Source organism: Pseudomonas sp. GD04015, assembly GCF_029837675.1.
Taxonomy (GTDB): Bacteria; Pseudomonadota; Gammaproteobacteria; order Pseudomonadales; family Pseudomonadaceae; genus Aquipseudomonas; species Aquipseudomonas paralcaligenes.
This window is the reverse complement of record NZ_JAOEEE010000051.1, coordinates 1-26,723: the sequence shown is the minus strand read 5'-3', so window position 1 is coordinate 26,723 and position 26,723 is coordinate 1. Positions and strand designations below refer to the sequence as shown.

17 protein-coding genes are annotated in these 26,723 nt (G+C 67.6%); 7 read left to right on the top strand and 10 right to left on the bottom strand.

Features of this window, described 5'->3' with window-relative positions; all coding sequences use genetic code 11:
* A partial coding sequence (locus N7640_RS24340; RefSeq protein ID WP_279906257.1) for an Ig-like domain-containing protein occupies positions 1-4,749 on the bottom strand: 4,749 nt, incomplete at its 3' end.
* 251 nt (positions 4,750-5,000) lie between these two features.
* Between N7640_RS24340 and N7640_RS24335 the strand changes: the two genes are divergently transcribed.
* From N7640_RS24335 to N7640_RS24320, 4 genes are all read left to right on the top strand, one after another.
* Complete coding sequence (locus N7640_RS24335; RefSeq protein ID WP_279905936.1) at positions 5,001-5,186, top strand: hypothetical protein; 186 nt, start codon at positions 5,001-5,003, stop codon at positions 5,184-5,186.
* A gap of 175 nt (positions 5,187-5,361) precedes the next feature.
* Positions 5,362-6,615, top strand: a complete 1,254-nt coding sequence (locus N7640_RS24330) for an ABC transporter substrate-binding protein (RefSeq protein WP_279905937.1) — start codon at positions 5,362-5,364, stop codon at positions 6,613-6,615.
* A gap of 10 nt (positions 6,616-6,625) precedes the next feature.
* The gene (locus N7640_RS24325; protein WP_279905938.1) at positions 6,626-9,409 is read left to right on the top strand and encodes a response regulator; all 2,784 of its coding nucleotides are present in this window, start codon (positions 6,626-6,628) and stop codon (positions 9,407-9,409) included.
* Between the two features lie 26 nt (positions 9,410-9,435).
* Complete coding sequence (locus N7640_RS24320) at positions 9,436-10,371, top strand: diguanylate cyclase (protein ID WP_279905939.1); 936 nt, start codon at positions 9,436-9,438, stop codon at positions 10,369-10,371.
* An 837-nt stretch (positions 10,372-11,208) separates the two neighbouring features.
* Here N7640_RS24320 and N7640_RS24315 read toward each other — a convergent pair.
* A complete protein-coding gene (locus N7640_RS24315; protein WP_279905940.1) occupies positions 11,209-13,614 on the bottom strand; it encodes an ATP-binding protein in 2,406 nt (801 codons plus the stop codon).
* A 97-nt stretch (positions 13,615-13,711) separates the two neighbouring features.
* Positions 13,712-14,476 carry a helix-turn-helix domain-containing protein gene (locus tag N7640_RS24310; RefSeq protein ID WP_262880270.1) on the bottom strand — a complete coding sequence of 255 codons (765 nt, stop codon included), beginning with the start codon at positions 14,474-14,476 and terminating at the stop codon, positions 13,712-13,714.
* Positions 14,477-15,001: 525 nt separating this feature from the next.
* On the opposite strand from N7640_RS24310, the gene N7640_RS24305 reads away from it, so the two are divergent.
* From N7640_RS24305 to N7640_RS24295, 3 genes are read left to right on the top strand one after another with little or no spacing between them, the layout of a single operon-like run.
* Positions 15,002-18,502, top strand: coding sequence for a hypothetical protein (locus N7640_RS24305; RefSeq protein ID WP_279905941.1), 3,501 nt, complete (start codon positions 15,002-15,004; stop codon positions 18,500-18,502).
* Positions 18,503-18,519: 17 nt separating this feature from the next.
* On the top strand, positions 18,520-19,035 hold the full coding sequence (xrtH, locus tag N7640_RS24300) for an exosortase H (RefSeq protein ID WP_220813982.1): 516 nt from the start codon (positions 18,520-18,522) through the stop codon (positions 19,033-19,035).
* A complete protein-coding gene (locus N7640_RS24295) occupies positions 19,035-19,652 on the top strand; it encodes an exosortase H-associated membrane protein (RefSeq protein ID WP_220813983.1) in 618 nt (205 codons plus the stop codon). The genes xrtH and N7640_RS24295 overlap by 1 nt, the downstream gene beginning before the upstream one ends.
* A gap of 59 nt (positions 19,653-19,711) precedes the next feature.
* Here N7640_RS24295 and N7640_RS24290 read toward each other — a convergent pair whose 3' ends face one another.
* The 7 genes from N7640_RS24290 to N7640_RS24260 form a co-directional block, all read right to left on the bottom strand.
* Positions 19,712-20,713 (bottom strand): AraC family transcriptional regulator, encoded by a 1,002-nt coding sequence (locus N7640_RS24290; protein ID WP_279905943.1) that lies wholly within the window; start codon positions 20,711-20,713, stop codon positions 19,712-19,714.
* 87 nt (positions 20,714-20,800) lie between these two features.
* Entirely contained in the window at positions 20,801-22,513 is a 1,713-nt protein-coding gene (locus tag N7640_RS24285) for a bifunctional protein-serine/threonine kinase/phosphatase (protein ID WP_279905944.1), read from the bottom strand.
* A 117-nt stretch (positions 22,514-22,630) separates the two neighbouring features.
* A complete protein-coding gene (locus N7640_RS24280) occupies positions 22,631-23,443 on the bottom strand; it encodes a formate/nitrite transporter family protein (RefSeq protein WP_279905945.1) in 813 nt (270 codons plus the stop codon).
* A 370-nt stretch (positions 23,444-23,813) separates the two neighbouring features.
* Entirely contained in the window at positions 23,814-24,911 is a 1,098-nt protein-coding gene (gene modC / locus N7640_RS24275; RefSeq protein WP_279905946.1) for a molybdenum ABC transporter ATP-binding protein, read from the bottom strand.
* Positions 24,912-24,913: 2 nt separating this feature from the next.
* A complete protein-coding gene (gene modB, locus N7640_RS24270; RefSeq protein ID WP_220813987.1) occupies positions 24,914-25,594 on the bottom strand; it encodes a molybdate ABC transporter permease subunit in 681 nt (226 codons plus the stop codon).
* Between the two features lie 119 nt (positions 25,595-25,713).
* On the bottom strand, positions 25,714-26,472 hold the full coding sequence (modA, locus tag N7640_RS24265) for a molybdate ABC transporter substrate-binding protein (RefSeq protein ID WP_279905948.1): 759 nt from the start codon (positions 26,470-26,472) through the stop codon (positions 25,714-25,716).
* A gap of 11 nt (positions 26,473-26,483) precedes the next feature.
* Positions 26,484-26,723, bottom strand: a 240-nt coding sequence (locus N7640_RS24260; RefSeq protein ID WP_279905949.1) for an OprD family outer membrane porin, incomplete at its 5' end; no start/stop codon positions are given.

Here is a 26,723-nt window from a genome sequence, read left to right as displayed (position 1 = left end):
GGTGCCGGAGCCGGAAACATAGTCGGCGAAGACGGTGCCGCCGGTATCGAGGGTGATGGCGATGCGCGGTGTGCCGCCGCTGGTGTCGACCACCACGTTCTCGCTGAAGTTGACGGTGAAGTCGAGGTTCTGGCCGGCAATGTAGGTGCCGTCGGCGGGGACCGAGACCGAATCGACAGCCGGTGCCTGGGTATCGAGTGCGTAGTTGTTGGAGTCGGTGGTGCCGGTGCCGGTGTTGCCGGCGGCATCGGTGTAGCCGGTGTTGTCCAGTGTGATCAGGTTGCTGGCATCGGTGACGTTGGCCGTCGGCGTCAACGTGGCGGTCCAGGTCAGGCCGCCATCGGACGAGGTCAGGTCGCTGAGTGTGCCGTTAGCGACGGTGAAGTCGGCGGTGGTCAGGCCGGTGACGGCCTCGCTGAAGGTGATGGTGACGGTGGTTGTCTCGCCGGCGATCAGCGCGGTATCGGCCACCACCACGGTGGCGGTGGGGCGCAGGGTGTCGACCGCGTAGTTGTTGGAGTCGGTGCTGCCGGCACCGGCGTTGCCCGCCAGATCCTGCACTCCGGTGTTGTCTAGGGTGATCAGGTTACTGGTATCGGTGACGTTGGCGTTGGGCGTGAGGGTGGCTGTCCAGGTAATGCCGCCGTCACTGCTGCTGAGGTTGCTGAGCGCACCGTTGGCCACGCTGAAGTCTGCTGTGGTCAGTCCGGTCACCGCTTCGCTGAAAGTGATGGTGACGGTGGTGGTCTCTCCTACCCTCAAGGTGCTATCGGCCACCACGACACTGGCGGTTGGCCGCTGGGTGTCGATGGCGTAGTTGTTGGAGTCGGTGCTACCGGTGCCAGTATTGCCCGCCAGATCCTGCACCCCGGTGTTATCCAGAGTGATCAGGTTGCTGCTGTCTTCGACGCTGGTCGCAGGTGTGAGGGTTGCGGTCCAGGTGATGCCGCCATCGGACGAGGACAGCCCGCTGAGGGTGCCGTTGGCGACGCTGAAGTCGGTGGTGGTCAGGCCGGTGACGGCTTCGTTGAAGGTGATGGTGACGGTGGTGTCTTCACCCACGCTCAGGGTCGTGTCACTGACCACGATACTGGCGGTCGGGCGTATACCGTCGATGACCAGTGCCTTGTTGGCGCCCAGGGAACCGGCCGTGCCGGGCGCCGCGAGCGTCAGCAGGGCGTCGATGCCGGCTCCGTTGCGGATGGTGCCGCCGTTGAGCGCCAGGGCGGAGGTCGATACATAGTCGAGGTCCGAGGCGCTATCGCCTGCCTGGACGGTGTAGCTGAAGGTCAGTGTGTTGGTGCCCGAGCCGGACAGGTAGTCGAGCGTGCGGTCCGTCGTACCGGTTTCCAATTGCAGCGTAGGCGCACCGGTGACGAATACCGCGGCATCGAAGGTGACGGTGATGGTGACCGTGTCGCCGATCCTGTAGGTGCCATTGGCGGTACTGGACGTTACGTCGGTGACGGTCGGCGCAAGCGGAGCGGTCAGCGTGAAGTCGTTGCCGTCGCCGCCGATATAGCTGGCGGTCAGTTGGGTGGCGTTGCCGCCCGCATTGAACACGCCGCCCTCGCCGATACCGCCGAAGGTGCCTGTCACGGCATCCGCAGCATCGTTGACGATGATGGTATAGCTGTCGCCGATGCCCGCCTGATAGCCGTGGGTGACCGCCAGCGTCGCACCCGAGACATTGACTGTGCCATTCACGGCTACCCGGTCGTAGCCGGTGCCGGCCGTCGTGCCATTGATCTCGATGGCGAGCGTACTGCCCGACGCCATGGTCAGGTTGCCGTCTATGGTCAGGGTGCCGACACCGCTGCCGGGGGCGAGCGTGGCGCCGTTGTTGAGGGTGACGTTGCTGTCGATGCTGCCGCTACCACCCAGCGTGGCGCCGGCAGCCACGCTGACGCCGCTCGTTGCGGTCAGGGCACCGTTGACCAGCAGGCTACCGGAATTGACGCTGGTCGCTCCGGTATAGGTATTGTTGCCGCTCAGACTCACGCTGCCTGCGCCGTTCTTGGTCAGCCCTCCCGCGCCCGCCAGGGCCGTGGCGACCGTGGCGGTGTCGCCGGCGCCGTTGACCACGTTGAGGGACAGGCCGGAGCCGATCGACAGGGTGCCGCCGGACAGCGTGACACCGCTGGCGGAATCGAGGTTCAGGGTCAGGCTCTCGCCCAGCGCGCTGGCCGCCGAGGTCGACACCGTCTGCCCCGCCAGGCTGGCGTCGATCACGATGGTCTGGCTGCCGGTGACATCTGCTGCCGCGATGGCGATCGCCTCGCTGAAGCTCACGCCATCGCTGACATTGACCGTGGTGGTGTCGATGGCATTGGTGACATAGATGGTGTCGCTGGTCACGGTCACGTTAGCGGTGGTGCTCGAGTAACCGTCGCTGAGGGTGTAGCGCATGGTCGCGTCACCGCTCGGTGTGTCGCTGCGGTAGCTGATGTGGCGCGCTACGTCCTGCACCAGGGCGGTGGTGGCCGCCGTGCCGCTGCTGGTGAAGGTGATGGTCAGAACACCGCCGGTATTTGTGAATGTCGCAAAGGTCTGGCCACTGGATTGCAGGTTGCCACCGTTCACGGTGAACAAGGCACCTGCCGTATTGAGGCCAAGGATGTCCGCGGAAACCGCTGTGCCGGCGCGCTGTACGGTCAGGCTGGCGCCGCTCCAGTTGCCGTTGCCGCTGTTGAGCGCGCTGAATTCCGCATCGAACATCGCCGCGTTGCCGCCAACGTCCAGCATCACCGTATTACCCACACCGGCCCAGGCGACGCTGTCGCCATTCAGGTTGCTGATGCCGGGTGCGGAATCGATCACGATGGCCTTGTTGGCGCCGAGGGAGCCGGCTGTGCCGGGCGATGCCAGTGTCAGGATCGCATCGTTGCCGGCGCTGTCGCGGATGCTGCCGCCATTGAGCGCGAGGGCGCTGGTGCTCACGTAATCCAGATCCAGGCTGGTATCGCCGGACTGGATCGTGTAGCGGAAGGTCAGTGTGTTGGTGCCCGAGCCGCTGAGGTAGTTCACCACCCGGTCGTTACTGCCGGTTTCCAGCGTCAGTTGCGGTGTGCCGCTGACGGTGACGTTGTCATCGAAGGTAACCGTGATGTCGACGATCTGTCCGGTGACGTAGTGGCCATTGGCGGTCGCTGCGGAAACCGCGCTGATGGCCGGCGCCTGCGTGTCGATCGCATAGTTGCTCGAATTCGCCGTGCCGCTGCCTGCCAACCCACCGCTGACGCTGGTGACGCCTGCCAGGTCGACGGTAATGACGTTGGTCGCGTCGGTGACGCTGGCGTTGGGAGTGAAGGTGCCGGTCCAGGTGGTGCCGCCATCGCTGGAGCCAAGGCCGCTGATGGCACCGTTGGGCACGGTGAGGTCGGCCGTGGTGAAACCGGTGACCGCCCTGGAGAACACGAAGGTGACGGTGGAGGTTTCACCAATCTTCAGTGCGTTGTCGGCAAAGGTGGCGGATACGAGGGTCGGTGGCGCGATGGCATCGGCGACGCCGATTTCGTCGAGCAGCAGGAAGTTGCCGTTGATATCCGGCTGGCCGGCGTCCGGGTTGGTGATGCGGATTTCGTCCACGTTCTGGAAGATCGAGGCCGTCAGCCCCGTCGACTGGCTGAAGGTGCTCGAATAGGTAACTGAGTCGATGCCCAGGGTCACGCTGCCCAGGAGCTGGCCGTCCCGATAGGCGCTGAAAGTGACTTGCGACTGGACGCCCAGGTAATCGACCACCCTGATGCCGGTGAAGGAGAAGTCCGCGCCGTCCTGGCTGCGGATGACGAAGACAGGGGTTCCGAAACCATCGTTGTCGCCGCCGATGCCTTCATCGGGCCCCGTGGGGCCATCGCCAAAGAGATCCGAGTAGTAGCCCCAGGTGGCATTGCTGTTCACATTGCTGCCGGCGGCCGCCGAATAGATCTCGATGGCGATGCCGGAAATGTCGACGGAGCCAGCCTCGCCATCGGTGACCGAAGGGCCCAAGGCGAAATTGTCGGCGCCATTGAAATCGAGGATGCCCGAGAACAGCCGCCCGGTGAACGCCTCCCGGACAGGCGCCGAGAAGGGGGCCGCCGCCTCGATCGAGCCGCGGGTGACTTCCAGCAGCCAGTCGCCGCCACGGGCGGCGGCGCCGGTGGAGTCGTCGGAAGCGGCGACATCGGCTCCGGTGAGCAAGGCGATCTGGTCGACGAAGGCCTGACCGGCGGTTCCGCTGCCGACATCGCAACCGTAGAAGAGCATGTCGCCATCCGGGCCGAGGCTGGCTCCGATCCGTGCGAGTTCCGCGGCCCGCCCATCCAGGCTGGTGCGGTCCAGCGTGATGCTGCCCAGGGTGATCTGCCCCGGCAGGCCGTGGCTGACGATATGGATGGCGTCGATGCCGCTGCGCCCAGCCAGATGGTCGCCGATCTGCTTCAGCCCGTCCTTCTCAGGATCGAGCACCACCACCTCGGTGCCCTGTTGCACGCCCGCCAGCAGTTGTTGGTAGTTCTCGACCTGGCCGTCGATGAAGACCACTTCCTGGCGGTGATCGGCGCTGCCGGAGGGGGCCGCCGCGAGGGTGTCGTGGCTGTCGGGAGCATCCGCCGCAGGGCTGGCGGACGGTGTGGCGGCGGCTTCCACTGCCGTGGCGGCGACCGCGCCGTCGAACATCATCCGCGCTTCGAGGGAGAGCGCCAGGGGGGAGCGGGATGGCCCGGCAAGGGGGCTGCCAGAGGTGTTCTTATTCTTGTTCCAGAACATGGTGCAGCTCCCGGTAATTGCATACGGCCAGCAATGAATCGGTTGAATTTGGCGGGCTGGATCAGGCCTTGTCAATCGCCATGAATACGGAATCTGGTCGAGCGGTCGGGAAATGCTTTCGCTCGGCTCCTGTTTGGAGCGCCGGGCCTGCGACCAGGCGTCACTGTGCCGCCGTCCCGCGCTGGATTACCCTCGTTCCATCTGGCTGCCATCGTACAAGCGGCAGCCGCAGGCCCAGCAGGGGACGAGAAATGCCCATTCCACCCGCAAATGCCCAGCGCATGCTGGATATGCGCACCGCCGCGTTCAGGGACCTCCAGGCGTTCCTCCGGGAGCACGGCCCCGTCGACACGGCGGAGAAGGAAGCGGAATTCGAGCGGCTGCGGGCGAGGGCGGAGGCCGTGGTGGCAGCCCTCGGCGAGTCTCTGGCGGCGTAGGCTGGCTTCCCGGTCCTCGCCGGGATTGCATGTGCGGGCCCGGGGCTCTAGCCTGAGCCGCTCGTTCCGGATGGTAGCCCGTGGCCATGCTTTCCTTCGACCCTCTTCCCTGTAGTGCCGCCCCTCGCGCAGTACTGCCTCCTTCACGGTCAGCGGCGCGGTGGTAGCGTCTTCCATGTCGCTCATGCGCACATTGCTCTCGATCTGCCTGCTCTGCGGCGCGCCGCTGTCGTGGGCGGCACCCGAGGATGTCGAGGTTTCCCACTGGTGGGTGTCCGAGGGCGAGCGGGCCAGCATCGATGTGATCCGCCGCCACATGGAGAAGCAGGGGCTGGTCTGGCGGGAGGCGGTCACCGCGGGCAGCGGTACCAGTCGCTACAGCGATGTGCTGCGCAAGAGGGTCGCTGCCGGCGATCCGCCCATGGCGTCCCAGGTGATCGGCTATGACATCCACCAGTGGGCCAGTCAGGGCAAGCTGGAAATCCTCGACGACATTGCTCGCGAGCAGGAGTGGGACGAGGTGGTGCCCTACGGCATCCAGCACCTGTCCCGCTACAAGGGGCACTGGGTGGCCGCGCCGATCAACGCTCACTCGACCAACTGGCTGTGGGTCAACGGCCCGCAGTTCGCGCGCCTGGGCATGGCGCCGCCGGACACCTGGCCCGACCTCCTGGCCCTGCTGGACAAGGCCCGGGCCAACGGCCTGATCGCCCTGGCGATCGGGCACGAGCCGTGGGAACACACCCTGCTGTTCGAGTCGGTCGCCGTCGGCGCCGGTGGGGCCGAGTTCTACCGCCGGGCGTTCCTCGAACTGGACCCCGGCGCGCTGGATGAGCAACTGCTGATGCGCATCTTCGAGCGCATGAGCCAACTGCGCGGCTACCTCGACCCCGGCTTCCGCACCCGCAGCTGGGACCAGGCCACCGACCTGGTGCGCGCCGGGCAGGCGCTGCTGCAGGTGCAGGGCAGCTGGGTCGATGGCGAGTTCAGCCATCACGGGATGCTGCCCGGCCGCGACTACGAGTGCTTCCGCTTTCCCGATACCCAGGGCGTGTTCCTGTTCAACAGCGACCAGTACATGCTGTTTAAGGACAAGCCCATGCACCCCGAGACGCGCCGGACGTTCGTCCGCACGCTGATGGAGATCGATCTGCAGCGCGAGCTGAACATCGCGACCGGCGCGGCGCCGGCACGGGTCGACGTGCCGCGGGACAGCTTCAACCGCTGCGGCCAGCAGGCGATCAACGACCTGCGTGGCGCCAACATGCGCCGCACGCTGATGGGTTCCATCGCCATGGGCAACGCCAATCCGGCTCCGGTCAAGAACGCGATCTACCAGGTGGTCAGCGACCACCTGATGGGCCGCATCGACGACGCCGAGGCGGTCGCCCGCCTGCGGCGGCTCGTCGACGATGCGTCCAATCCATAGGGAGATGTCCATGCGGTTCTTCAGCAACCTGAACCTGACCGGCAAGATCGTGACGCTGGTCGCCCTGCTGGGAGCCCTGTCGATCATCATCACGCTGTATTCGATGCACCACCTCTATTCGGTCGACCGCGACTACCGTGCGCTGATCGGCCGCGATGCCCAGGCCTCGGTGCTGATCGGCTCGGCGCTGCTGGACCTGAGCGACGCCAGCCGCCTGGTGTTCTCCGTGCTGACCGAGCAGGAGGAGGCGAAGATGCGCGCCACCCAGCTGCGGCTGAACGAGCGGCAGGCGCAGTTCCGCGAGAAGATCGCCGGCATCGCACCCCTGCTGGACGACTCGGCGCCGAAGCTGGAGGCCATCCTGGCGCAGGAGCAGCAGGTGTTCGAGCTGGCGGGCCAGATCATCGACGCGGCGGCGCGCTGGCGGGGCGATCGGGCCCTCGACATCATCCATTCCCGCTTCGATCCCCGGCTCAACGAGCTGCGCGGCAACATGGACGCCCTGCGCGACGAGATCATCGAGCACTTCCAGAGCGCCTCGCTGCAGCTCAACGCAGCGACCCGCAGCACGCTGCTGGCGACCGCGATCTCCTTCGGCCTGGCGCTGACCACCATCATCGGCATGTCCGCGTACCTGTCGCTGACCCAGATTTCCCGCCCCATCAACCAGCTGACCCGGACCATGGGGCAGCTGAGCCACCGGCACTATGACGAGCGCATCGAGCACACCGAGCGCCGCGACGAGGTCGGCAGGATGGCCCAGGCGCTGCAGGTGTTCCGCGACAACATGCAGCGTGCCGACCGCCTGGAGCTGGAGGCCCGGGCCAGCGAGGAGATCCGGCGCATCTCCCGGCAGCTGGTCGAACTCACCGACGCCATGCCCGGCGCGGTGTTCCAGCTCATGGTCAGGCCCGATGGCAGCCAGCGCTTCACCTTCCTGAGCGGCAAGGCCGGCAAGTTCATCGGCCAGGAGACCCTGGTGAACAGCTCGGGGCTGCGCCTGGACGGCATCCGCGTCGAGCGCAGCGCCGCCGCCGACCAGGCGATCGAGCAGGCCATCGCGCGCAGCCTGGAGGCACTGCAACCCCTCGATATCGACATGCAGGTGGCGCTGGACGACCGCCGCTTCTGGCTCAAGACCCTGGCCACCGCCCGGCGCACGGACGACGGCTCCACCCTGTTCAACGGCATCTGGCTGGACATCAGCGACATCAAGGAACAGGCGCGGGCGCTGGAGGAGGCCAAGGAACTGGCCGAGCAGGCCGCCAAGGCCAAGGCCGCGTTCCTGGCGACCATGAGCCATGAAATCCGCACGCCGATGAACGCCATCCTGGGGCTGGCCCTGCTCGCCCTCAGGCATCCCCTGGAGCCCCGGCAGCAGGGGCGCCTCGAGAAGATCCTGCGCGCCGGCCAACACCTGCTCGGCATCATCAACGACATCCTCGACTACTCGAAGATCGACGCCGAGCACCTGCAGGTGGAGGCGATTCCCTTCTCGCCCCGGCAACTGCTCGAGGACGTGCGCGAGATGTTCGAGGAGCGGTCGGCCAGCAAGGGCCTGGAACTGCGGATCGAGGCGCCTGACGAACTGCCCCTGTTGGTGGGCGACCCGCTCAGGGTCAGCCAGATCCTGATCAACTACGTCAACAACGCGCTCAAGTTCAGCGACCGTGGCCGGGTGACGCTGCGCTTGCGCCTGGAGCGGGAAGACGGGCTGGTCCTCCACGGCGAGGTGGAGGACCAGGGTATCGGCCTGTCGGAGCAGGAGACCCGCTCCCTGTTCCAGCCGTTCCAGCAGGCCGATGCCTCCATCACCCGCCGCTTCGGCGGCACCGGGCTCGGGCTGGCCATCTCCCGCAGCCTGGCGGAGCTGATGGGCGGTGGCGTCGGGGTACGCAGCCGGTCGGGAGAGGGCAGCGTCTTCTGGTTCCGCATCCGGGTCGCCGAGGCGGCGCTCGGTGAGCAGGCGCGGAACCTGCCGGTCGCGTATCCGCGGGTCAGCGCCAAGGCGCTCAATGGCCTGCGCCTGCTGCTGGTCGACGACAACGAACTCAACCGGCTGGTGGCCAACGAGCTGCTGAAGGAGGCCGGCATGCAGGTCGATCAGGCGGAGGACGGGCGACATGCCATCGACCTGCTCGAGCAGGCTCATGACGGCACCTATGACGCGGTGCTGATGGACCTGATGATGCCGGAGATGGACGGCCTGACCGCAACCCGCCTGTTGCGGCAGAACCCGCGCTTCGGCAGCCTGCCGATCATCGCCATGACCGCCAACGCCAGCCAGCAGGATATCGAGCAATGCCTGGCCGCCGGCATGAACGCCCACGTCGGCAAGCCCATTGACGAGCAGCAGCTGTGGCGGACGCTGCTCCAGCACTGCCTGCACGAGGAGCCCGTGCAGGTCGTACCGGCGGCCGCGGCGCCGGTCGAGCCGGTTCGCCAGGGCAGGGTGCTGGACCCGAAACCGCTCGAGCACCTGCAGCGCCTGGTGGCGCCTGAGCGTTTCACCAATATGCTGAATATGCTGATGGAGGATTGCCGGCAGCGTGGCCGCTCGTTCGCGGCGCTCGCCGGGCAGGCGGACCTGCAGCCGCTGGACCAGCAGGCCCACGACCTGATCAGCACCGCCGGGCACGCGGGGCTGGTGCAGCTCGCCGACCTCGGCAAGGCGGTTCGCCAGGCCCTGCAGCGGTCGGATGTGGCCGCGGCGCGGGCGCTGGCATTGCAGGTCGACCGCGCGGCAGCGGATGCCGTGCGGGAGCTGGAAACCCGCTTCGGTGTCGCTGGCTGACGGCGAAGCTCTGAGAGGGATCTTTCATGTCCGAGAACAGGGCCCATCGGCCCGGCCCGTCGAGCGGGAGCGCGCAGAAGGTGCTCCTGGTGGACGACGTGCCGCTCAACCTGGCCTTTGCCGCCGCCGAGATCGAGGACCTCTGCGTGCCATTGCTGGCCGGCAGTGGCGAGCAGGCGCTGCGGATGGCGCTCGGCGAGCGGCCCGACCTGATCCTGCTGGACGTGCACATGCCGCTGATGGACGGCTTCGAGGTGTGCCGGCGGCTCAAGCAGAACCCGCTCACGGCGGACATCGCAGTGATCTTCCTGACCGCCCTCGACGAGGAGACCGACGAGGAATTCGGGCTCAACCTGGGCGCCATCGACTACATCGCCAAACCGTTCAGCCCCGCCATCCTGCGGGCCAGGGTGCGCAACCATCTGCTGGCGCAGAAGCAGCGCCTGCAGCTGCAGCGGCTCACCCAGCTCGACGGCCTGACCGGCATCGCCAACCGCCGTCGCTTCGACCAGGCCCTGGCGCTGCAATGGCAACGGCTCGCCGAGCTGGCCCAGCCGCTGGGGCTGCTGATGGTCGATGTGGACGGCTTCAAGGCCTACAACGACTACTACGGCCACCTGGCGGGCGACGAGGTGCTGCGGGGCGTCGCCGAAACCCTGGAAGGGCACATGCGGCGGCACGACGACCTGGCTGCCCGCTATGGCGGCGAGGAGTTCGCCTGCATCCTGCCGGCGACGGACCTGGAGCAGGCGGCCGAGGTCGCTGAGGCCATCCGCGAGGCCGTGGTCGACCTGTGCATCCCCCACGCGGGCTCGCCCGTGTCCGATTGGGTCAGCGTCAGCATCGGCTGCGCCAGCGTCGTGCCCGCTGCGGAAAGCACGCCCCGCGAGTTGCTTGCTGCGGCTGACGACCGGCTGTATCGGGCCAAGAGCGAGGGGCGTAATCGGGTTGTGGCCCGCTAGCCGCATGGGGGCGCGCCTGGGGCCTGATAGAGCGTCAGGTGGCTCTGCGTCACGGTAATAGGGGGGAAGACCCTGTACGGACAAGGCACACACGAAATCCCGTCATTCCCGCGCAGGCGGGAATCCAGTTGCGGGGCAAGACCGCGCGTCCTGGGGCCCCGCCTGCGCGGGGACGACGGGGTGTTGGGCCTTGTGCGTAAGGGGAAGCTCCGCCTGTCCTATGGTTGGGTCAACGATCGAGCGTCGCGGAAGATGGGCTTTGCGCCAGGGCAGTCGGATGAAGGCTCTACACGGACAGGGTAGATAGGATATCCCGTCATGCCCGCGAAGGCGGGAATCCAGTTGCGGGGCAAGGCAACGCGCTCCTGGGTCCCCGCCTTCGCGGGGACGACGGGGCGTTGGGCCTTGTGCGTAAGGGGAAGCTCCGCCTGTCCTATGGTTGGGTCAACGATCGAGCGTCGCGGAAGATGGGCTTTGCGCCAGGGCAGCCGGGTGAAGGCGCTGCACGGACAGGGTAGATAGGATATCCCGTCATTCCCGCGTAGGCGGGAATCCAGTTGCGGGGCAAGGCCGTGCGTCCTGGGTCCCCGCCTGCGCGGGGACGAAGGGGCGTTGGGCCTTGTGCGTAAGGGGAAGCTCCGCCTGTCCTATGGTTGGGCCAATGATCGAGCGTCGCGGAAGATGGGCTTTGCGCCAGGGCAGCCGGGTGAAGGCGCTACACGGACAGGGTAGATAGGATATCCCGTCATTCCCGCCTGCGCGGGAACGACGGGGCGCGGTGCTTAGGAGTACGGCGCACCCAGGAGGTGCCTGCCAGCATGCCGACATTGCGTGACACTAGGCGCCCTGGGCCGGCTCCGGCTCATTGGCGTGTTGCGCCACGCCGGACAGGCGGTCGATGCAGCTGAGCAGGTCCTTGGTGCTGGCGGGCTTCAGCAGCACCGCGTCGAACATCAGGTCGGCGCGGGCGCTGGCGGTGCGTGCGGGGGAGGCCGAATAGAGCAGCACCGGCAGGCCGGGATAGTTGCTCCTGATCTCCTGCAGCAGCGCCCAGCCATCCATGCCCGGCATGATCTGGTCGGTGATCAGCAGGTCGGCGGGCTGCTCATCGAGCCGGGCCAGGGCCTCTTCGGCACTGCCGGCCAGGGTCACGTCGAAGCCGTAGCCGGCCAGCAGATCACCGAGGAAGGCGCGGGTCAGCTCGACGTCGTCGACCAGCACGATGCGGCGCTCGCGGCCGTCGATGGTGGCGACGTGGCTCTCCACGAAGACCGTGTCCAGTTCCTCCTCCGCGGCGCCCTCCAGCCAGAGCTGGAAGCCGAAGGTGCTGCCCCCCGAGGGATTGCCCTCGATGCACAGCGTGGAGCCCATCTGCTCCAGCAGCTCGTTGACGATGGACAGGCCGAGGCCGAAGCCGTCGGTATGGTTGACATTGCTGCCCCGCTGGAAAGGCCTCAGCAGCCTGTCCCGGGCGTCCGGGGGCAGCCCTATGCCGTTGTCCTGCACGGTGAAGGACAGGCGGAACTGGTGGTGATTCTGCTCCGTGCACTCGATGCGCAGCACGATCAGGCCGTTGCTGGTGAACTTGGCGGCGTTGTTCAGCAGGTTGATCAGTATCCGGCGCAGCTGGCGGAAGTCGGCGTGCACCAGCAGCGGCAGGTTGCTGTCCAGGCTGCACTCCAGGCGGTTGTTCTGGCGCGTGGCAATGTATTTCCCTTCTTCAGCGATCTCATGCAGGAAGCCGAACAGGTAGCCCGGCTTGAGGCTGAGTTCGATCTGCTGGAGTTCGCTACGGGAGAATTCCAGCAGGTCGTCCAGCAGTTCCAGCTGCTCGCGGGCATTGCGCTCGATGCGCTCGGGGTATTCGGAGTCGGGGTCGGTCCGCAACTGGTGGGCGTAGCTGATGATACTGCTCAGCGGCGCGCGCATGTCGTGGCTGATGCGCGCCAGCAGGGCGCTGCGCGACTGCAGTGATTCGCGCAGCTGCTTGGTGCGCAGCTGGACCTGGTTTTCCAGGCGTTCGTGCTCGGCCTGCTGCAGGTAGTCGATCTCGGCCAGCGCACTGCGCTCGCGCTTCCTGCTATGGGCGATGGCGAACACCAGCGTGCTGATCAGGAGGAAGACGATGATCAGGGACGAGGACAGGCCGAGCCTGTCCTCGCCATACAGCCACACCTCGTTCTCCGTTTCCCACAGCAGCCCCTTGCTGCCCTGCGCCAGGAACAGGGCGCAGATCAGCCAGGCGAGCCAGCTCAGCCGGACCTTCTTGTACAGCGCCACGCCGAAGGTCAGCGGGATCAGGAGGTAGGCGGCGTTCCGATAGGGGATGAAGGCGTTGCGGGTGGCGATGAAATCGCCATAGGCGCCCCACAGCAGGAGCAGCCCGCCCGCGATCAGGTACAGGGAAAACAGCCACTGCAGCCAGGGGGGCAGCAGTTTCACCCGGAACAGGACGAAGGTGTAGACGAAGAAGATGGAGAAGGCGATCGCCGAGACGACCGCCACCAGCTCGCGCGACCAGGGCAGCAGGGCAGGCAGGTAGAACAGGTAGCCGCTGGCCAGCGCGGTCAGCGAGAAATAGAAGAGCAGCGTGAAGGCATTGATGATGAGGAGCCGGAAGCGCAGCAGGAAGCCGGCGACCAGGCTGATCGGCAGGATCAGCAGCAGGATGCCCCAGGCCAGGCCATCGACCAGCTGGGCCGACATGCTTTTCTCGAAGAAGGCGGTGTCCGACCACAACTGCGGGTTGATGATCATCCGGCTCTTGCTGACCACGCGGATCAGCACCAGGGCCTCCTCCTGGGCGCCCACTTCGACGGGGAACCGTGGCTGGCGTTCGGCGACGGCCCACTGTTCGAGCGGGTAGGCGCTGCCGGCCTTCATCCCGTTCCACATGCCGTTGCTCAGGATGTGGACCTGGACATCCTCCAGGCGGGCGTCGCCCACGGTGAGCCAGCGTTCGCAGGGCTCCGCCAGCGGGTTGTACAGGTGGAAGCGCACCCAGATGGCCGAATGGGTGAAGGCCAGCGGGGGAGGGGCGCTGTGCACGTCGAAGAACCTGGCGTCGTCGAGGTCGGCCACGTCGGCGGCGGTGAGGTTCTTCGACGGATCTTCGAGAATCTGGGCGGAGGGCAGCAGCGTGACCACTTCCGAAAGGCATTGCACGGCGCCCACGGAGGCGACCGAGGGCGTCGGCAGGCTCGCCAGCGCCATGGCCAGCAGCAACAGCAGGCATCTACTCATGCATTCCAGCGGGCTTTGTCCTGTTCGCTTGGCGATCATCGGGGGTCTGCCCGCCATGATACCGCCGCGTCGCCGAGGGTGCCGCCGGCCGGCGACGTCAGGTGCCCGGAGGTGTCTCGGCGGTAGGTTCCGATGCGCCGGCCCTGGCCTGGCTGCGGTATTTCGACGGGGTCATGCCCAGGCGCTGGCGGAACGCCGTGGTGAAGTTGGCGGCGCTGTTGAAGCCCACCAGCTCGGCGATGTCCTGGATGTCCATGTCGCTGTCGGCGAGCAGTTCCTGGCTCTTGCGCAGGCGCTCCTCGCGAATCCAGGCGAAGACCGTCATGCCCAGGTGCTGGCGGAAGATGGCGGACAGCTTCTTCTCGTGGGTGCCGGCCTGGCGCGCGATCTCCGCCAGGGGCGGCACGTCCTCGAGCCTGCGGCCGATCAGGCGCATGGCGGCGTGGAGGATCATCTGGTCCGCCGGCTGCAGCCCTTCGGGCACGCCCACCGGGGCGGGGCGCTCGCGCCAGACCAGCTGCAGGTGGATGCGGATGCGCGCCAGCACTTCTTCGGGCACGTAGGGCTTGACCATGTAGTCGACGCTGCCCAGGCTGAGGCCCTCCAGGCGCTCCTCCACGCTGGCGGCGCTGGTCAGGAAGATGATCGGCGTCTGCTGCAGGGCGGGCGCCTCGCGCAGCAGGCGGCAGACCGCGAAGCCGCTCATCTGCGACATGTGGACGTCCAGCAGGATCAGGTCGGGATAGAGCGCCATGGCCCGTTGCAGGCCAGTGCGCGGGTCTTCCGCGAGGGACAGGTGCATGCCCTGGGTACGCAGCAGCTCGAGCAGGGGACGCAGGTCTTCCGGACGGTCGTCGATCACCAGGATATGTGGGGGGCGACTCGCAGAGTTCGTGGGTTCAACCACGGTACTTCTCTCCTTGCATACATGACGGGGAACCAGTGAAATCATCAGGGCTCTTGCGAGCGCCGGCCTTCCACTGCACATCCTCAGCCGCCTGTCGCGAGTTCGCGTCTCGGGCTGCGATGCCGCCACCTCGCATGGCACGGCACCCTTAGCTCCCGGTTGCAAGGTTACTCCAGATTCTTATGCACTCCGGCGTTCAAGCATCGCTTTCATCCCATCCAGCAAAAGAATCGTCCGCTCCAGCAAAATTTTGTGTACAGGTGTTCTGCCAAGATGCCGGCCAATCACTGGCAGCTGCAGGCGCCAACGAGCCGAACGATCGGCCTGAGCCCGCCATTTGCCAGTTCATACCGGCGCCCATGGTCCGCATGGCGCCTCTGGTTCTTTCAAATGTGCAAGTCGGGGAGTGGGTCAGGCATGAATGCAAGATGGATGGGCAGCATTTGTTTGGATGGCGTTTCCAGAAGGCCTGTTTCGAAAGTGCTGCTTGCACTTCCTCTGCTGGGCTTCTCCACTGTCGCCCTCGCTGCGGACCTGGCGCTGGACTTCCAGGATTCGCCGAACATCGGCCCTGCCGGAGGCGTGTTCACCTACAGCCTGGGGCTGCAGAATAACGGCCCTTCCGCCGAGGGCAGCGCCACCGGCATCACCACCTCCTTCAACATGCCCGTCACTGGCGGCAGCACCTATGGCCAGTTCGTGACGTACCGGGTGGTTGGCGGGACCGGCACCTGTACCTACAACGCCGGCCCCCAGACCGTCACCTGCAACGGCCTGTCGGCGCTGGCGTTCAACCAGGCGATGACGATCGAGATCGACGTCCGCCTGCCGAACGCCGGTACCTATACCAGCAATGCATCTGCCGCCAGCACCGGCGTGACCGCGGATACCAACCTGGGCAACAACTCCGCGCCGCAGACCACCACGGCCCAGGCCGCCTCCGACCTGCAACTGAACGCCACTTCGAACGCCGCCCCCGGCATCCTGGCGGGCGAGCCCTACGCCTACCAGCTGGAAGTCGTCAACAACGGGCCGGACGCCATGCCCGCCAACTCGGGGACCCGGGTGACCTTCCAGGTGCCGAGCGGCGCCTCCGTCACTGCGCGGCCCACCGGCAGCGGCTGGACCTGCACACCGGCCTCGGGCTACCCGCTGAGCAACAACGAACTGATCACCTGCGACCGCAACCAGGCGCTGGCCAACGGCGCGCCGGCGCCGGTCATCACCGTGCCCGCCGTCTCCAACACCAATGGCAACGTGTCGTCCTCCTTCCGGGTCGCCGGTCTGCAGCAGAACGGCGAACCCGTGCCGGATGGCAACGAGTCCAACAACATCGACGGCGTGCCGCTGACATTCGATCCGGGTACCGACGTCGGCATCACTAAGGCGCGCACCTCGCCGGCCGGCAGCGGGGCGGTGGCCCAGGGCAGCACGGTGACCTATACCCTCACGCCCCGCCACCTGGGCGGCCAGCAGCCCGGCGGCACCATCACGGTGACCGACACCCTGGGCGCGGGGCTGTCCTTCGCGACGCCGACGGCCTTTACCGCCGGCAGCGGCTGGTCCTGCAGCACCGCCGGCAGCGTGCTGACCTGTACGCGCTCCGGCTGGAGCGGCGGCAACTTCAGCAACATGCCCACCATCCAGGTGCATGCCGTGGCGAACGACCTCGGCACGCTGGGCAACACCGCGGTGATCGCGACTCCCGGCGACGCCAACTCCAGCAACAACACCAGCGCGGTGAACATCAACTCCAGCGACGAGTCGGACCTCGCCGTGTGGAAGGCCGGTCCCCGTCACGCGGTGGCGGTGAACGAACTCTTCCCCTACTGGCTGGCCGTGCGCAACGAAGGGCCGCTCAATGTGGAGGCCGGACAGCTCATCCGGGTGACCGACACGCTGCCGCCCAATGTCCAGGCGCAGGGCCTGCCAGCGGGCACCGGCTGGGACTGCAGCGCCAGCACGCTGACGGTGGTCAACTGTACGCGCCCGGGCCCGCTGGCGAGCGGCCAGGCCACCGACGCGATCAGCGTGCCGGTGCGCGCCACCGCCGCGGGCGTGCTGCAGAACGTCGCCTGTACCGCCCTGGAAGGAACCGGCAGCTCGACGGACAGGAATGCGGCCAACGACTGCACCGGCCAGGTGGAGACCCGCGTCACCAACGAGCGGGCCGATCTGAGCATCCAGAAGCTGGCATCGTCCGCCCTGATCAAGACCGGCGAGCCGCTGACCTATACGCTGGAAGTGACCAACCATGGCCCCGATGCCTCGACCAACGTGATGGTGGAGGATGACCTGCTCAGCCTGCTGTCGCAGGGCGGCCTGCAATCCGTGTCCATTTCGCCCGCGCCGGCCGCCGGTTTCGGCTGCCGTATCGGCGACACCGGTCCCTACGCCGCCACGCTCGGCCCGCTCGATGGCGCCTCCCAGGCCTTGCGCTGCAACCTGGGCACCCTCAACAGTGGGAGCGTTTCGACGATCGAGATCGTGGTCCTGCCGCTGGTGGCCACCAACGCGCCGCGCGAGAACGTCGCGACGGTCTATTCGCCCGACGTGGGCGAGGGTGACGGTAACCGTGACAACAACACCGACGATGTCACCGGCAACGTCACCGCGATGGTCGACATCCAGGCGCTGAAGACCCGTCCGAGCCCGACCATTCCGGCCGGGGCGCCCCTGCGCTTCACCGCCTCCGTGCGTAACGCCGGCCCCTCGACCGCCAGCGGCGTCGAACTGGTCGACACCCTGCCCGGCAATGCTCCGTTCCTCGGCCTGATCAGCAGCGACGGCGGCAACTGTGCGCCGCTGCCCGCCATCGGCAGCGTGGGCCAGACCCTGACCTGTACCTGGGCCAGCGTGCCGAACAACACCACGCGCAACGTCGTCTACGAAGTGCGGGCGATGACCGAGGGCGACACCATCAACAACGCGGTAGTGGTATCGACCACCACCGAGGAAAACGATGTGCTCTCCAACACGGCGAACACCACCACTGCCGTGACGGCTGCCGTGCTGGACATCGTGGTCAACAAATCCGACAACCCCAACGTGGTGGCGCTGGGCGAGACCTCGACCTACACCATCAGCATCGACAACGGTGGTCCCTCCGCCGGCACCGGCCTGACCATGGTCGATACCTTCCCGGTCAACGCGCCCGGCGGTGCCGCGCCCACGGCCGTGTTCAGCTACCAGGGCGGCCTGCGGGTATACAGGGGCGCCACCGAGGTGACCGGTGACGCGGCAGAGTACAGCTGCACCGAGCCGGCCGTCGGCGCGACTTCCGGCGTGCTGACCTGCAACTTCTCCGGCTACTTCGACGAGGGTGCCAGCCATCAGCGCAGGGTCACCTATGCGATGCGCGCGGAATCCGTCAGTGGCGTGGCCGGCGTGGCAGTGGGCAGCAGCCACAACCATGTGTCCGTCGAGGTCAACGAGACCGAGACCCTGAACGACAACAACGAGGCCATCGAGACCACCTCGGCCCGCCGTGACGACGTTCCGGTCGACCTGGGCGGCACCAAGACCGCCAGCCCCCGGGCTCTGGTGAAGGGCGAGAACGTGGTGTACACCATCACCGTCACCAACAACGGCGGTGCCGGCGGCGCGGCGGCGGACAGCCTCGGCGCGCAGCTGATCGACCCGCTGCCGTCCGGCCTGCAATACCTGAGCTCGACCCCGGCCGGCGCGTGCAGCCACAGCGGCGGTACGGTGACCTGCCAGGTCGGCACGCTGCCCACCGGGGCGAGCAGGGTGTTCACCATCACCGCGCTGCTGGACGAGAACTACTCCGGTCCCACCCCGCTGGCGAACGAGGCGCACATCGATGCGCCCGGCGATATCGACCCGGGCAACAACGACCCGCGCGACGAAACGCCGGTCATCGACAAGTCGGTCGGCGCGCCCACCCTGTCGCAAGGTGCGCTGCTGATGCTGACGATGCTGATGTCCCTGCTGGCCTGGCGCGCGCGTCGCCGCGCCTGAGGGGGAGGTAAGGAGGCGTGGCCCGGTTCCTGACGCTGTTCTGCATCATTCAGGCCGTCCTGTTCGTACTGGAGCTGACCCCTCCGGTACAACAGTGGTTCGTCACGCCGTTCACCGAGCTGCTGGTGCTGATCAGCATCGGTGTGCTGACCCCGTTCGACGCCGGCGCCGTGGCCAGCGGCATCTACCTGTACGACGTGCCGTCCGGGTTCGCCATGTCGATCGAGGCCGGCTGCAACGGCGTGGAGGCCTCGATCATCCTGCTCGCCGCCATGCTGGCGTTCCCCGCCACCTGGCGCGCCAGGCTGGTGGGCATCCTGATCGGGCTGCTGTCGATCCATGCGGTGAACATCCTGCGCATCGTCAGCCTGTTCTATATCGGCCAGTGGAACATGACCGCGTTCGACTGGGCGCACCTGTACATCTGGCAGGCGCTGATCATGCTGGACGTGTTCGTGGTGTTCCTGCTGTGGCTGCGCTACGTGCTCAAGAGCGGCAAGGCCACCGCGGCAGTGTTCGGCGGTACCGCCTGATGCCGCAGGCCGGGTTCAAGGGCATCCTGTTCCCCCTGCTGCTGTGGCTGCCGGTCACCTTCGCCATCTGGTACTTCTGCGGTCCGCTGCTGGCGATGCTGGTGGCGGGGCTGCTCGACCTGCTGCTGCCCCTGTTCACCGGCGGGCGGATAACCCAGGTCGAGTCCGTGGGCGAGACGATCCAGGCGGTGGTCGTCCTCGGCGCCGGCTCCTACAAGGGGCTCGAGGTGCCGGCGGGGCAGACCGCCGAGCTGCTTATCCAGTCGCGGCCGATGATCTTCGCCTACGGCATGCCGGTGTTCCTGGCGCTGGCCTTCGCCGCGGATTCCCGCTGCGACATTTCCCGCAACCTGCTGGGGCTGTGTGTCCTGCTGTTGCTGCTGGTCGCGGCCTTCGGCGCCGGCATGGACCTGGTGAAGTCGGTGTTCCTCAGCCTGCCCGCGGACATGGGGCGCACCTCCCTGTCGCGCATGCAGGCGGACCTGATCGCGCTCGGCTACCAGTTCGGCGTGCTGATCCTGCCGCTGGTGGTGCCGGTGCTGCTGGGTTGCTGGCTCTGCGCGGCGTGGTTCCGCAGCGCGCTGCTGCAGGCCGACGAGCCGGTCGCGCCGGAGTAGGCTGGGCCTGGATTGCGGTGCGCGCGGCGCACCCTACCAATGACCTATCCGCTGTCCAACTAGCCGTCCTGATTGGCCCGGTAGGCGCCGGGGGTCAGGCCGGTCCATTTCTTGAAGGCGCGATGGAAGGCCGAGGGTTCGGAGAAGCCGAGCTGCTCGGCGAGGGCCTGGATGGACAGTTCGTCGCGGCCCAGGTGGTAGATGGCCAGGTCGCGGCGCAGGTGGTCCTTGAGTTCCTGGAAGCTGCTGCCTTCCTCGCGCAGGTGGCGGCGCAGGGTCTGCGGGCTGATGTGCAGCTGGGTGGCGACGCTTTCCAGGTCCGGCCAGTCGCGGCAGTCGCGGCCGAGCAGGCGGCGGATGCGGCTGGTCAGGCTGTCGCCGCCATCCGGCCGGGCCAGCAGGTCGGCCGGCGAGTGGTCGAGGAACTGCTTGAGGGTGCGTTCGTCCTGCAGCAGCGGCATCGCCAGGTAGCGGCCGTGGAACAGCAGGCTGGTGCAGTCGGCGTCGAAGCGCCGTGGGCAGGGGTAGAGCAGGTCGTACTCGCTGCCGTGCGGTGGCTCCGGGTAGGCGAAGCTGGCTTCCTCCAGGCGGATGCGCTGGCCGATCAGCCAACTGCCGAGGCGGTGCCAGATCACCAGCAGGCTCTCGGTGAGGAAGTGGTCCGGGTCCCACATGGCCGAGCTGTCCAGGGTCAGACGCACCCATTCGCCCTCGCGCCGCAGCTGTACCCGCGGCGCATCGGGGAACAGGCCGTAGAACAGCATGCCGCGTACCAGCGCCTTTTCCAGGCTGTGGCAGTGGATGATGGCGTGGCACATCATGGCGAAGGTGCCGCGCTTGCTGGGGATGGAACCGAAGCCCATGTACTCGTCGTCGAGCAGCGCCCACAGGCCTTGCAGCAGGCGGGTGAACTGTTCCGGGGCGATGCGCGCGCGCGGTTCGCCGAGCAGCGCCGGGCGGATGCCGACTTCGCGCAGTAACGGACCGTAGTCGCGCCCCTGGCGCTCGGCGCCGCGCAGGGCGGCACGGACGAAGTGGCTGGCGATGGTGCGTTCGCGCATGGATCGGGCTCGGTTGCAGGGTGCCCGGATGGTAAGGGGTGGGGGCGAACCGGAACAAGCGTCGCTCCGGCCATGGGCGCGGGGACCTCAGCCGAGCACCTGCCACACCAGCAGCGCGGCGAGCAGCAGGCTGGTGGCGCGCCAGAACAGCAGCGGGTTGCGTTCCAGCAGCGGTGGCCGGCTCCGGTTCAGATACTCGGCGCTGGGCTGGCGCAGGTCGTGGACGAATTCGGACAGCTCCGCGTGGCGCCGATTCGGGTCGGGATGCAGGGCCTTGCGCAGCACCTCGTCGAGCCAGGGCGGCAGGCTGCGCTCGGCGTCCAGCAGCGACTGGTAGACCAGCCGCCCCTGCTCGGCGCGGTTGCGGCACTTGGCGACTTCGGCGCCGTAGGGCAGGCGGCCGCTGAGCAACTGGTAGGCGATCACCGCCAGGGAGAACAGGTCCGCGCGTGGTGAGCCGGCCTCGCCGATGAAGTATTCCGGCGCCATGTACTGCAGGGTGCCCGGCAGCGCCTGTGCCGGCTGCCCGTGCGCGCGCTCGGCCAGGCCGGCGACCTGTGCCGAGCCGAAGTCGATCAGCCGCAGGGTGCCAGTGGCGTCGATCAGCACATTCTCCGGGCGCAGGTCCTGGTGCAGCATCTCCAGGCGGTGGAAGGCCTGCAGGCCGCGGGCGATCTGCTCGACCAGGTCGCGCACCTTCTCCAGCCCTGGCTGGGGGTTGTCGATCATCCACTGGCGCAGGGTCTGGCCTTCGACGTACTCGCTCACGGTGTAGAGGTAGCGGCGCCGGCGCGTCTGCGGCGGAGACTTGAGCACGTGGGCGCTGTCGATGCGGCGGGCGATCCATTCCTCGGTGAGCAGGCGCTCCAGATGGACGCGGTCGTCCTGCAGCTCGGTGGCCGGCACCTTGAGCGCCACTGGCCGGTTGCCGTCCAGCGCCAGGTAGACGTGGCTGCGGCTGCTGGCGTGCAGGCTGCGCACGATGCGGTAGCCGTCGAACTCCATGCGCGGTTGCAGCAATGGCGGCAGCGGCAGTTCGCCGAGCAGCTGGTGCAGTTCGCCGGCGTCGGCGCGGGGCAGCTGCTCGATGTGCACCAGCTGCACGGTGAGGTTGTCGTCGCTGCCGCGCTGGTAGGCGGCCTCGGCGATGGCGCGGGCGGCGCCGTCGAGGTCGGCGCCGTGGGCCTGGATCAGCTCGACCATGGCCGACGGCGGCAGGTGTTCGTGGATGCCGTCGGTGGTCAGCAGGAACAGGTCGCCGGGTTCCAGGGTCAGGCTGCGGTGGTCCAGCTCCAGGTGCGGGCCGACGCCCAGGGCGCGGCTGAGGTAGCTGGTGTCGCGCGAGACCCACAGGCGGTGGTCCTCGGTCAGGCGTTCCAGCTCGTCGCCGCGCAGGCGCTGGATGCGCGTGTCGCCGGCATGGAACAGGTGCGCGCTGGTGGCCTTGAGCACCAGCGCGCTGAGGGTGCAGACGTAGCCGCGGTCCATGTCGTAGCGGTACTGGCTCTGCCGCGTCTGGGCATAGAGCCAGGCGTTGGCGGCCATCAGCACGCGCTGCGCGGATTTCTTCACCGACCAGGCCTCGGCGGTGCAGTAGTAGTCCTCGAGGAAGCTGGCCACCGCCGCCTCGCTGGCGATGTGGCTGACGGCGCTGCTGCCGATGCCGTCGGCCAGGGCGATGGCGATGCCCTTGCTGGAGAGCTGGGGCTCGGGTGGGATGCAGGCGCCGTGGAAGTCCTGGTTGACCTCCTTGCGGCCCTTGTCCGAGTACTGGCCGAGGCTGACGACGAGCTGGGTCATGGGCGGGGCGGGCTCTCGGTCCGTGCGCCGTTGTAGGAGCGGCCTCGGCCGCGAGCTTCTGGTGTCGCTACAGGAAAGGCTCGCGGCCAAGGCCGCTCCCACGGGCGTGAAGGGATTTCAGACGAAGGAGCGCTTGGGCGCGGTCTTCACGTGGGTGGCGTAGAGGGTCAGGCCGGTGAAGGCGAGGCCGCCGACCAGGTTGCCCAGGGCGGTGGGAATCTCGTTCCACAGCATGTAGTCCATCACCGAGAAGTCGCCGCCCATGATCATCGCCGAGGGGAACAGGAACATGTTCACCACCGAGTGCTCGAAGCCCATGTAGAAGAACAGCATGATCGGCATCCACATGGCGATGGTCTTGCCGCTGACGGTGGTGGAGATCATCGCGCCGACCACACCCATGGACACCATCCAGTTGCACAGCATGCCGCGCAGGAAGATGGTCAGCCAGCCGGCTAGGCCGTACTCGGCGTAGCCCAGGGTGCGGTCCTCGCCGATGTGGGAGATCTTCTCGCCGATCACCCCGGGCTCGGTGGAGAAACCGTAGGTGAAGACGAAGGCCATCATGAAGGCCACGGTGAGGGCGCCGGCGAAGTTGCCGGTGAACACCAGGCCCCAGTTCTTCAGCACGCCGCCGACGGTGACGCCGGGGCGCTTGTCCAGCAGGGCCAGCGGGGTGAGGACGAAGACCCCGGTGAGCAGGTCGAAGCCCATCAGGTAGAGCATCACGAAGCCGACCGGGAACAGCACGGCGCCGAGCAGCGGTGAGCCGGTCTGCACGCTGATGCTGACGGCGAACACCGCGGCCAGGGCGAGGATGGCGCCGGCCATGAAGGCGCGGATCAGGGTGTCGCGGGTGGACATGAAGATCTTCGATTCACCGGCGTCGACCATCTTGGTGACGAACTCGGCGGGGATCAGGTAGGACATGCTGTTCTCTCTCGTGCTGGGAGCGGTTTTCCGGGGACAAAAAAAGGCGCCTGAAACCTCGCGGTTTCAGGCGCCCTTGCCTGTTCTGCGCCCGTGGCCTCGGCCACTCGATCGCCGTTGATCGATCGGGCCACCCGCCTGTATCGAGCGGGTGTCGTCGGGACCGATGCAGAGGCTGTGCCAGTTTTGCGGAGCGAGCGGGAAGTCCGTGTCCGCGGGCCCATGGCCCCGGTCGATGACCTCGGAGGGCGCCAAAAGGGTGCGCGGGGTGGCATCTCTGCCCCGAACCGATGCCGTAGGGCGGGTGAAACCCGCGCGGGGAGCCTGGCTTATCGCGGGTTTCACCCGCCCTACGGTCGTGGCCCGGATGCTAGGCCAGCAGCGCCACCGACTTGATCTGCGCCCACAGGCGCTGGCCCGGGTGCAGGCCGAGCTGGTCGCGGGAGTAGCGGGTGATGCGGGCCAGCAGCGGGGTGCCCTGCATGTCCAGGCGCACCAGCACATGGGCGCCGTTGTCGGCGTCCAGCTGGTCCTGCACGGTCACCGGCAGCAGGTTGAGGATGCTGCTGTGCGCGGGGCGCTCCAGGTTCAGGCTGACGTCGCGGGCCTGGATGCGGATGCGCAGCAGGCTGCCGGCCGGCACGGCCGGGTGGGTGATGCGCAGCGGCAGCCCACCGGGCGCCAGGGCGAGGTCGAGCAGGCGGTAGTCCGCGTCGTAGCCGCGCACCTCGCCCTCGACCACCACGCCGGCGTCTTCCTCGTGGGCCTGGGGCAGGTCGAGGCGGGCGAGCATGTCGCCGATCGGCCCGCTGGCCAGGGCCTTGCCTTCCTCCAGCACGACCAGGTGGTCGGCCAGGCGCGCCACTTCGTCCGGCGAATGGCTGACGTAGAGGATCGGGATGTCCAGCTCGTCGTGCAGGCGCTTGAGGTAGGGCAGGATCTCGGCCTTGCGCTTGAGGTCCAAGGCGGCCAGCGGCTCGTCCATCAGCAGCAGGCCGGGGCTGGTCAGCAGGGCACGGGCGATGCCGACGCGCTGCCGCTCGCCGCCGGAGAGCCTGGCCGGCATGCGGTCGAGCAGGTGGCCGATGCCGAGCAGTTCGAGGGCCTGGTCGAGCGCCACCTTGCGCTCCCGGGTGGGAATGCGCTTGAGCCCGTATTCGAGGTTGCGCCGCACGGACAGGTGCTCGAACAGGCTCGCCTCCTGGAACACGTAGCCCAGCGCCCGCCAGTGGGTGGGCAGGAAGTGGCCTCGCGCGCTGTCCTGCCAGGGTTCGCCGTTGACTTCGAGAAAGCCTTCCTGCGCCCGCTCCAGGCCGGCGACGCAGCGCAGGAAGGTGGTCTTGCCGGAGCCGGAGTGGCCGAGCAGGCCGGTGACGCCACGACCGGGCAGCTGCAGGTCGAGGTCCAGCAGGAAGTTGCCGTAGGGCACGCGGAAGCGCGCGCGGATGCCTTTTCCGGGATCGGACACGGTCAGCGCTCCAACGGCCGGATGCGGCCCTTGACGTGCAGCGTCAGCAGGACCAGGAAGGAGAACAGCAGCATGCCGGCGGCCAGCCAGTGGGCCTGGGCGTACTCCATGGCCTCGACGTGATCGAAGATCTGCACCGAGACGACGCGGGTCTTGTCCGGGATGTTGCCGCCGATCATCAGCACCACGCCGAACTCGCCGACGGTATGGGCGAAGCCGAGAACGGTGGCGGTGAGGAAGCCGGGCCGGGCCAGTGGCAGGGCGACGGTGAAGAAGCTGTCCCACGGCCCCGCGCGCAGGGTGGCGGCCACCTCCATCGGGCGCTCGCCCATGGCCTCGAAGGCGTTCTGGATCGGCTGGATGACGAAGGGCATGGAATAGAAGATCGAGCCGACCACCAGGCCGGCGAAGCTGAAGGGCAGGATGCCGAGCCCCAGGCTCTGGGTGAACTGGCCGATGAAGCCGTGCGGGCCCATGGTCACCAGCAGGTAGAAGCCGATCACCGTCGGCGGCAGCACCAGGGGCAGGGCGACCACGGCGGCGACCGGGCCCTTCAACCGCGAACGGGTGCGTGCCAGCCACCAGGCGATGGGCGTGCCGATCAACAGCAGCAGCACCGTGGTCAGCGTCGCCAGCTGCAGGGTCAGCCAGATCGCGGAGAAGTCGGCGCTGGTCAGGGGCATTGCGGGGTATTCCCTTGGTCTGGACAGTGGGCAGGGCGGGTGCAGCCCGCGTCGTCGATCACGCGGTTTTCACCCGCCCTACGGCCTGGGCGAACCCTACAAGGCCCGTTCGCCGCCGGCTACAGCTGGTAGCCGTAGGAGCGGATCACGGCGGCGGCCTGTTCGCCCTTCAGGTAGTCCACGAGGGCCTTGGCCGCCGGGTTGTCCTTGCCCTTGCTGAGGATCAGCGCGTCCTGGCGGATCGGCTCGTGCAGTTCGGCCGGCACCAGCCAGGCCGAGCCGCTGGTGATCTTGCCGTCCTTGTACACCTGGGACAGGGCGACGAAGCCCAGCTCGGCGTTGCCGCTGGAGACGAACTGCAGGGCCTGGGTGATGTTCTGTCCCTCGACCAGCTTCGGCGCCACGGCCTGGCGCAGGCCCAGCTTGTCCAGTACCTGGGTGGCGGCCAGGCCGTAGGGCGCTGTCTTCGGGTTGGCGATGGCCAGGTGGCGGAAGCGGTCGCTCTTGAGCACTTCGCCCTGGTCGTCGACGTAGCCTTCCTGGGCCGACCACAGGGTCAGGGCACCGATGGCGTAGGTGAGGCGCGAGCCGGGCACGCTTTCGCCTTCGCTCTCCAGCTTGGCCGGGGTGGTGTCGTCGGCGGCGAGGAACACCTCGAAGGGCGCGCCGTTCTTGATCTGTGCGTAGAACTGGCCGGTCGCCCCGTAGGACGCGACCACCTTGTGCCCGGTGGCCTTCTCGAAGTCGGCGGCGATGGTCTGCAGCGGCGCGGTGAAGTTGGCGGCGACGGCGACCTGGACGTCCTCGGCCAGCGCGTTGCCGGCCAGGATCAGGCCGGCGAACAGGCCCAGCAGGGCCTGGGAAACATGAGGTTTCATGGTGGTGCTCCTTAGAGGATCGGCAGGGTGTAGCTGACGATCAGGCGGTTCTCGTCCTGGTCGTTGGCGCTGGTGTTGCCACGCAGGGAGGCGTTGCGCCAGGAGAAGCCGAGGCCCTTGAGGGCGCCGTCCTGCAGGGTGTAGTCGAGGCGGAAGTCACGCTCCCACTCGCGGCGGTCGCCGCTGGCGGCGTCGATGTTGTCGCCCGACAGGTAGGTGATGATCGCCTTCAGGCCCGGCGCGCCGACGGC

What these genes read in the sequence shown, in the direction of transcription:
- N7640_RS24335 (WP_279905936.1), top strand. Translation starts at nt 5,001, where the DNA reads ATGCCCATTCCACCCGCAAATGCCCAGCGCATGCTGGATATGCGCACC.
- N7640_RS24330 (WP_279905937.1), top strand. Translation starts at nt 5,362, where the DNA reads ATGTCGCTCATGCGCACATTGCTCTCGATCTGCCTGCTCTGCGGCGCG.
- N7640_RS24325 (WP_279905938.1), top strand. Translation starts at nt 6,626, where the DNA reads ATGCGGTTCTTCAGCAACCTGAACCTGACCGGCAAGATCGTGACGCTG.
- N7640_RS24320 (WP_279905939.1), top strand. Translation starts at nt 9,436, where the DNA reads ATGTCCGAGAACAGGGCCCATCGGCCCGGCCCGTCGAGCGGGAGCGCG.
- N7640_RS24315 (WP_279905940.1), bottom strand. Translation starts at nt 13,614, where the DNA reads ATGAGTAGATGCCTGCTGTTGCTGCTGGCCATGGCGCTGGCGAGCCTG.
- N7640_RS24295 (WP_220813983.1), top strand. Translation starts at nt 19,035, where the DNA reads ATGCCGCAGGCCGGGTTCAAGGGCATCCTGTTCCCCCTGCTGCTGTGG.
- N7640_RS24290 (WP_279905943.1), bottom strand. Translation starts at nt 20,713, where the DNA reads ATGCGCGAACGCACCATCGCCAGCCACTTCGTCCGTGCCGCCCTGCGC.
- N7640_RS24285 (WP_279905944.1), bottom strand. Translation starts at nt 22,513, where the DNA reads ATGACCCAGCTCGTCGTCAGCCTCGGCCAGTACTCGGACAAGGGCCGC.
- N7640_RS24280 (WP_279905945.1), bottom strand. Translation starts at nt 23,443, where the DNA reads ATGTCCTACCTGATCCCCGCCGAGTTCGTCACCAAGATGGTCGACGCC.
- modB (WP_220813987.1), bottom strand. Translation starts at nt 25,594, where the DNA reads ATGCCCCTGACCAGCGCCGACTTCTCCGCGATCTGGCTGACCCTGCAG.
- modA (WP_279905948.1), bottom strand. Translation starts at nt 26,472, where the DNA reads ATGAAACCTCATGTTTCCCAGGCCCTGCTGGGCCTGTTCGCCGGCCTG.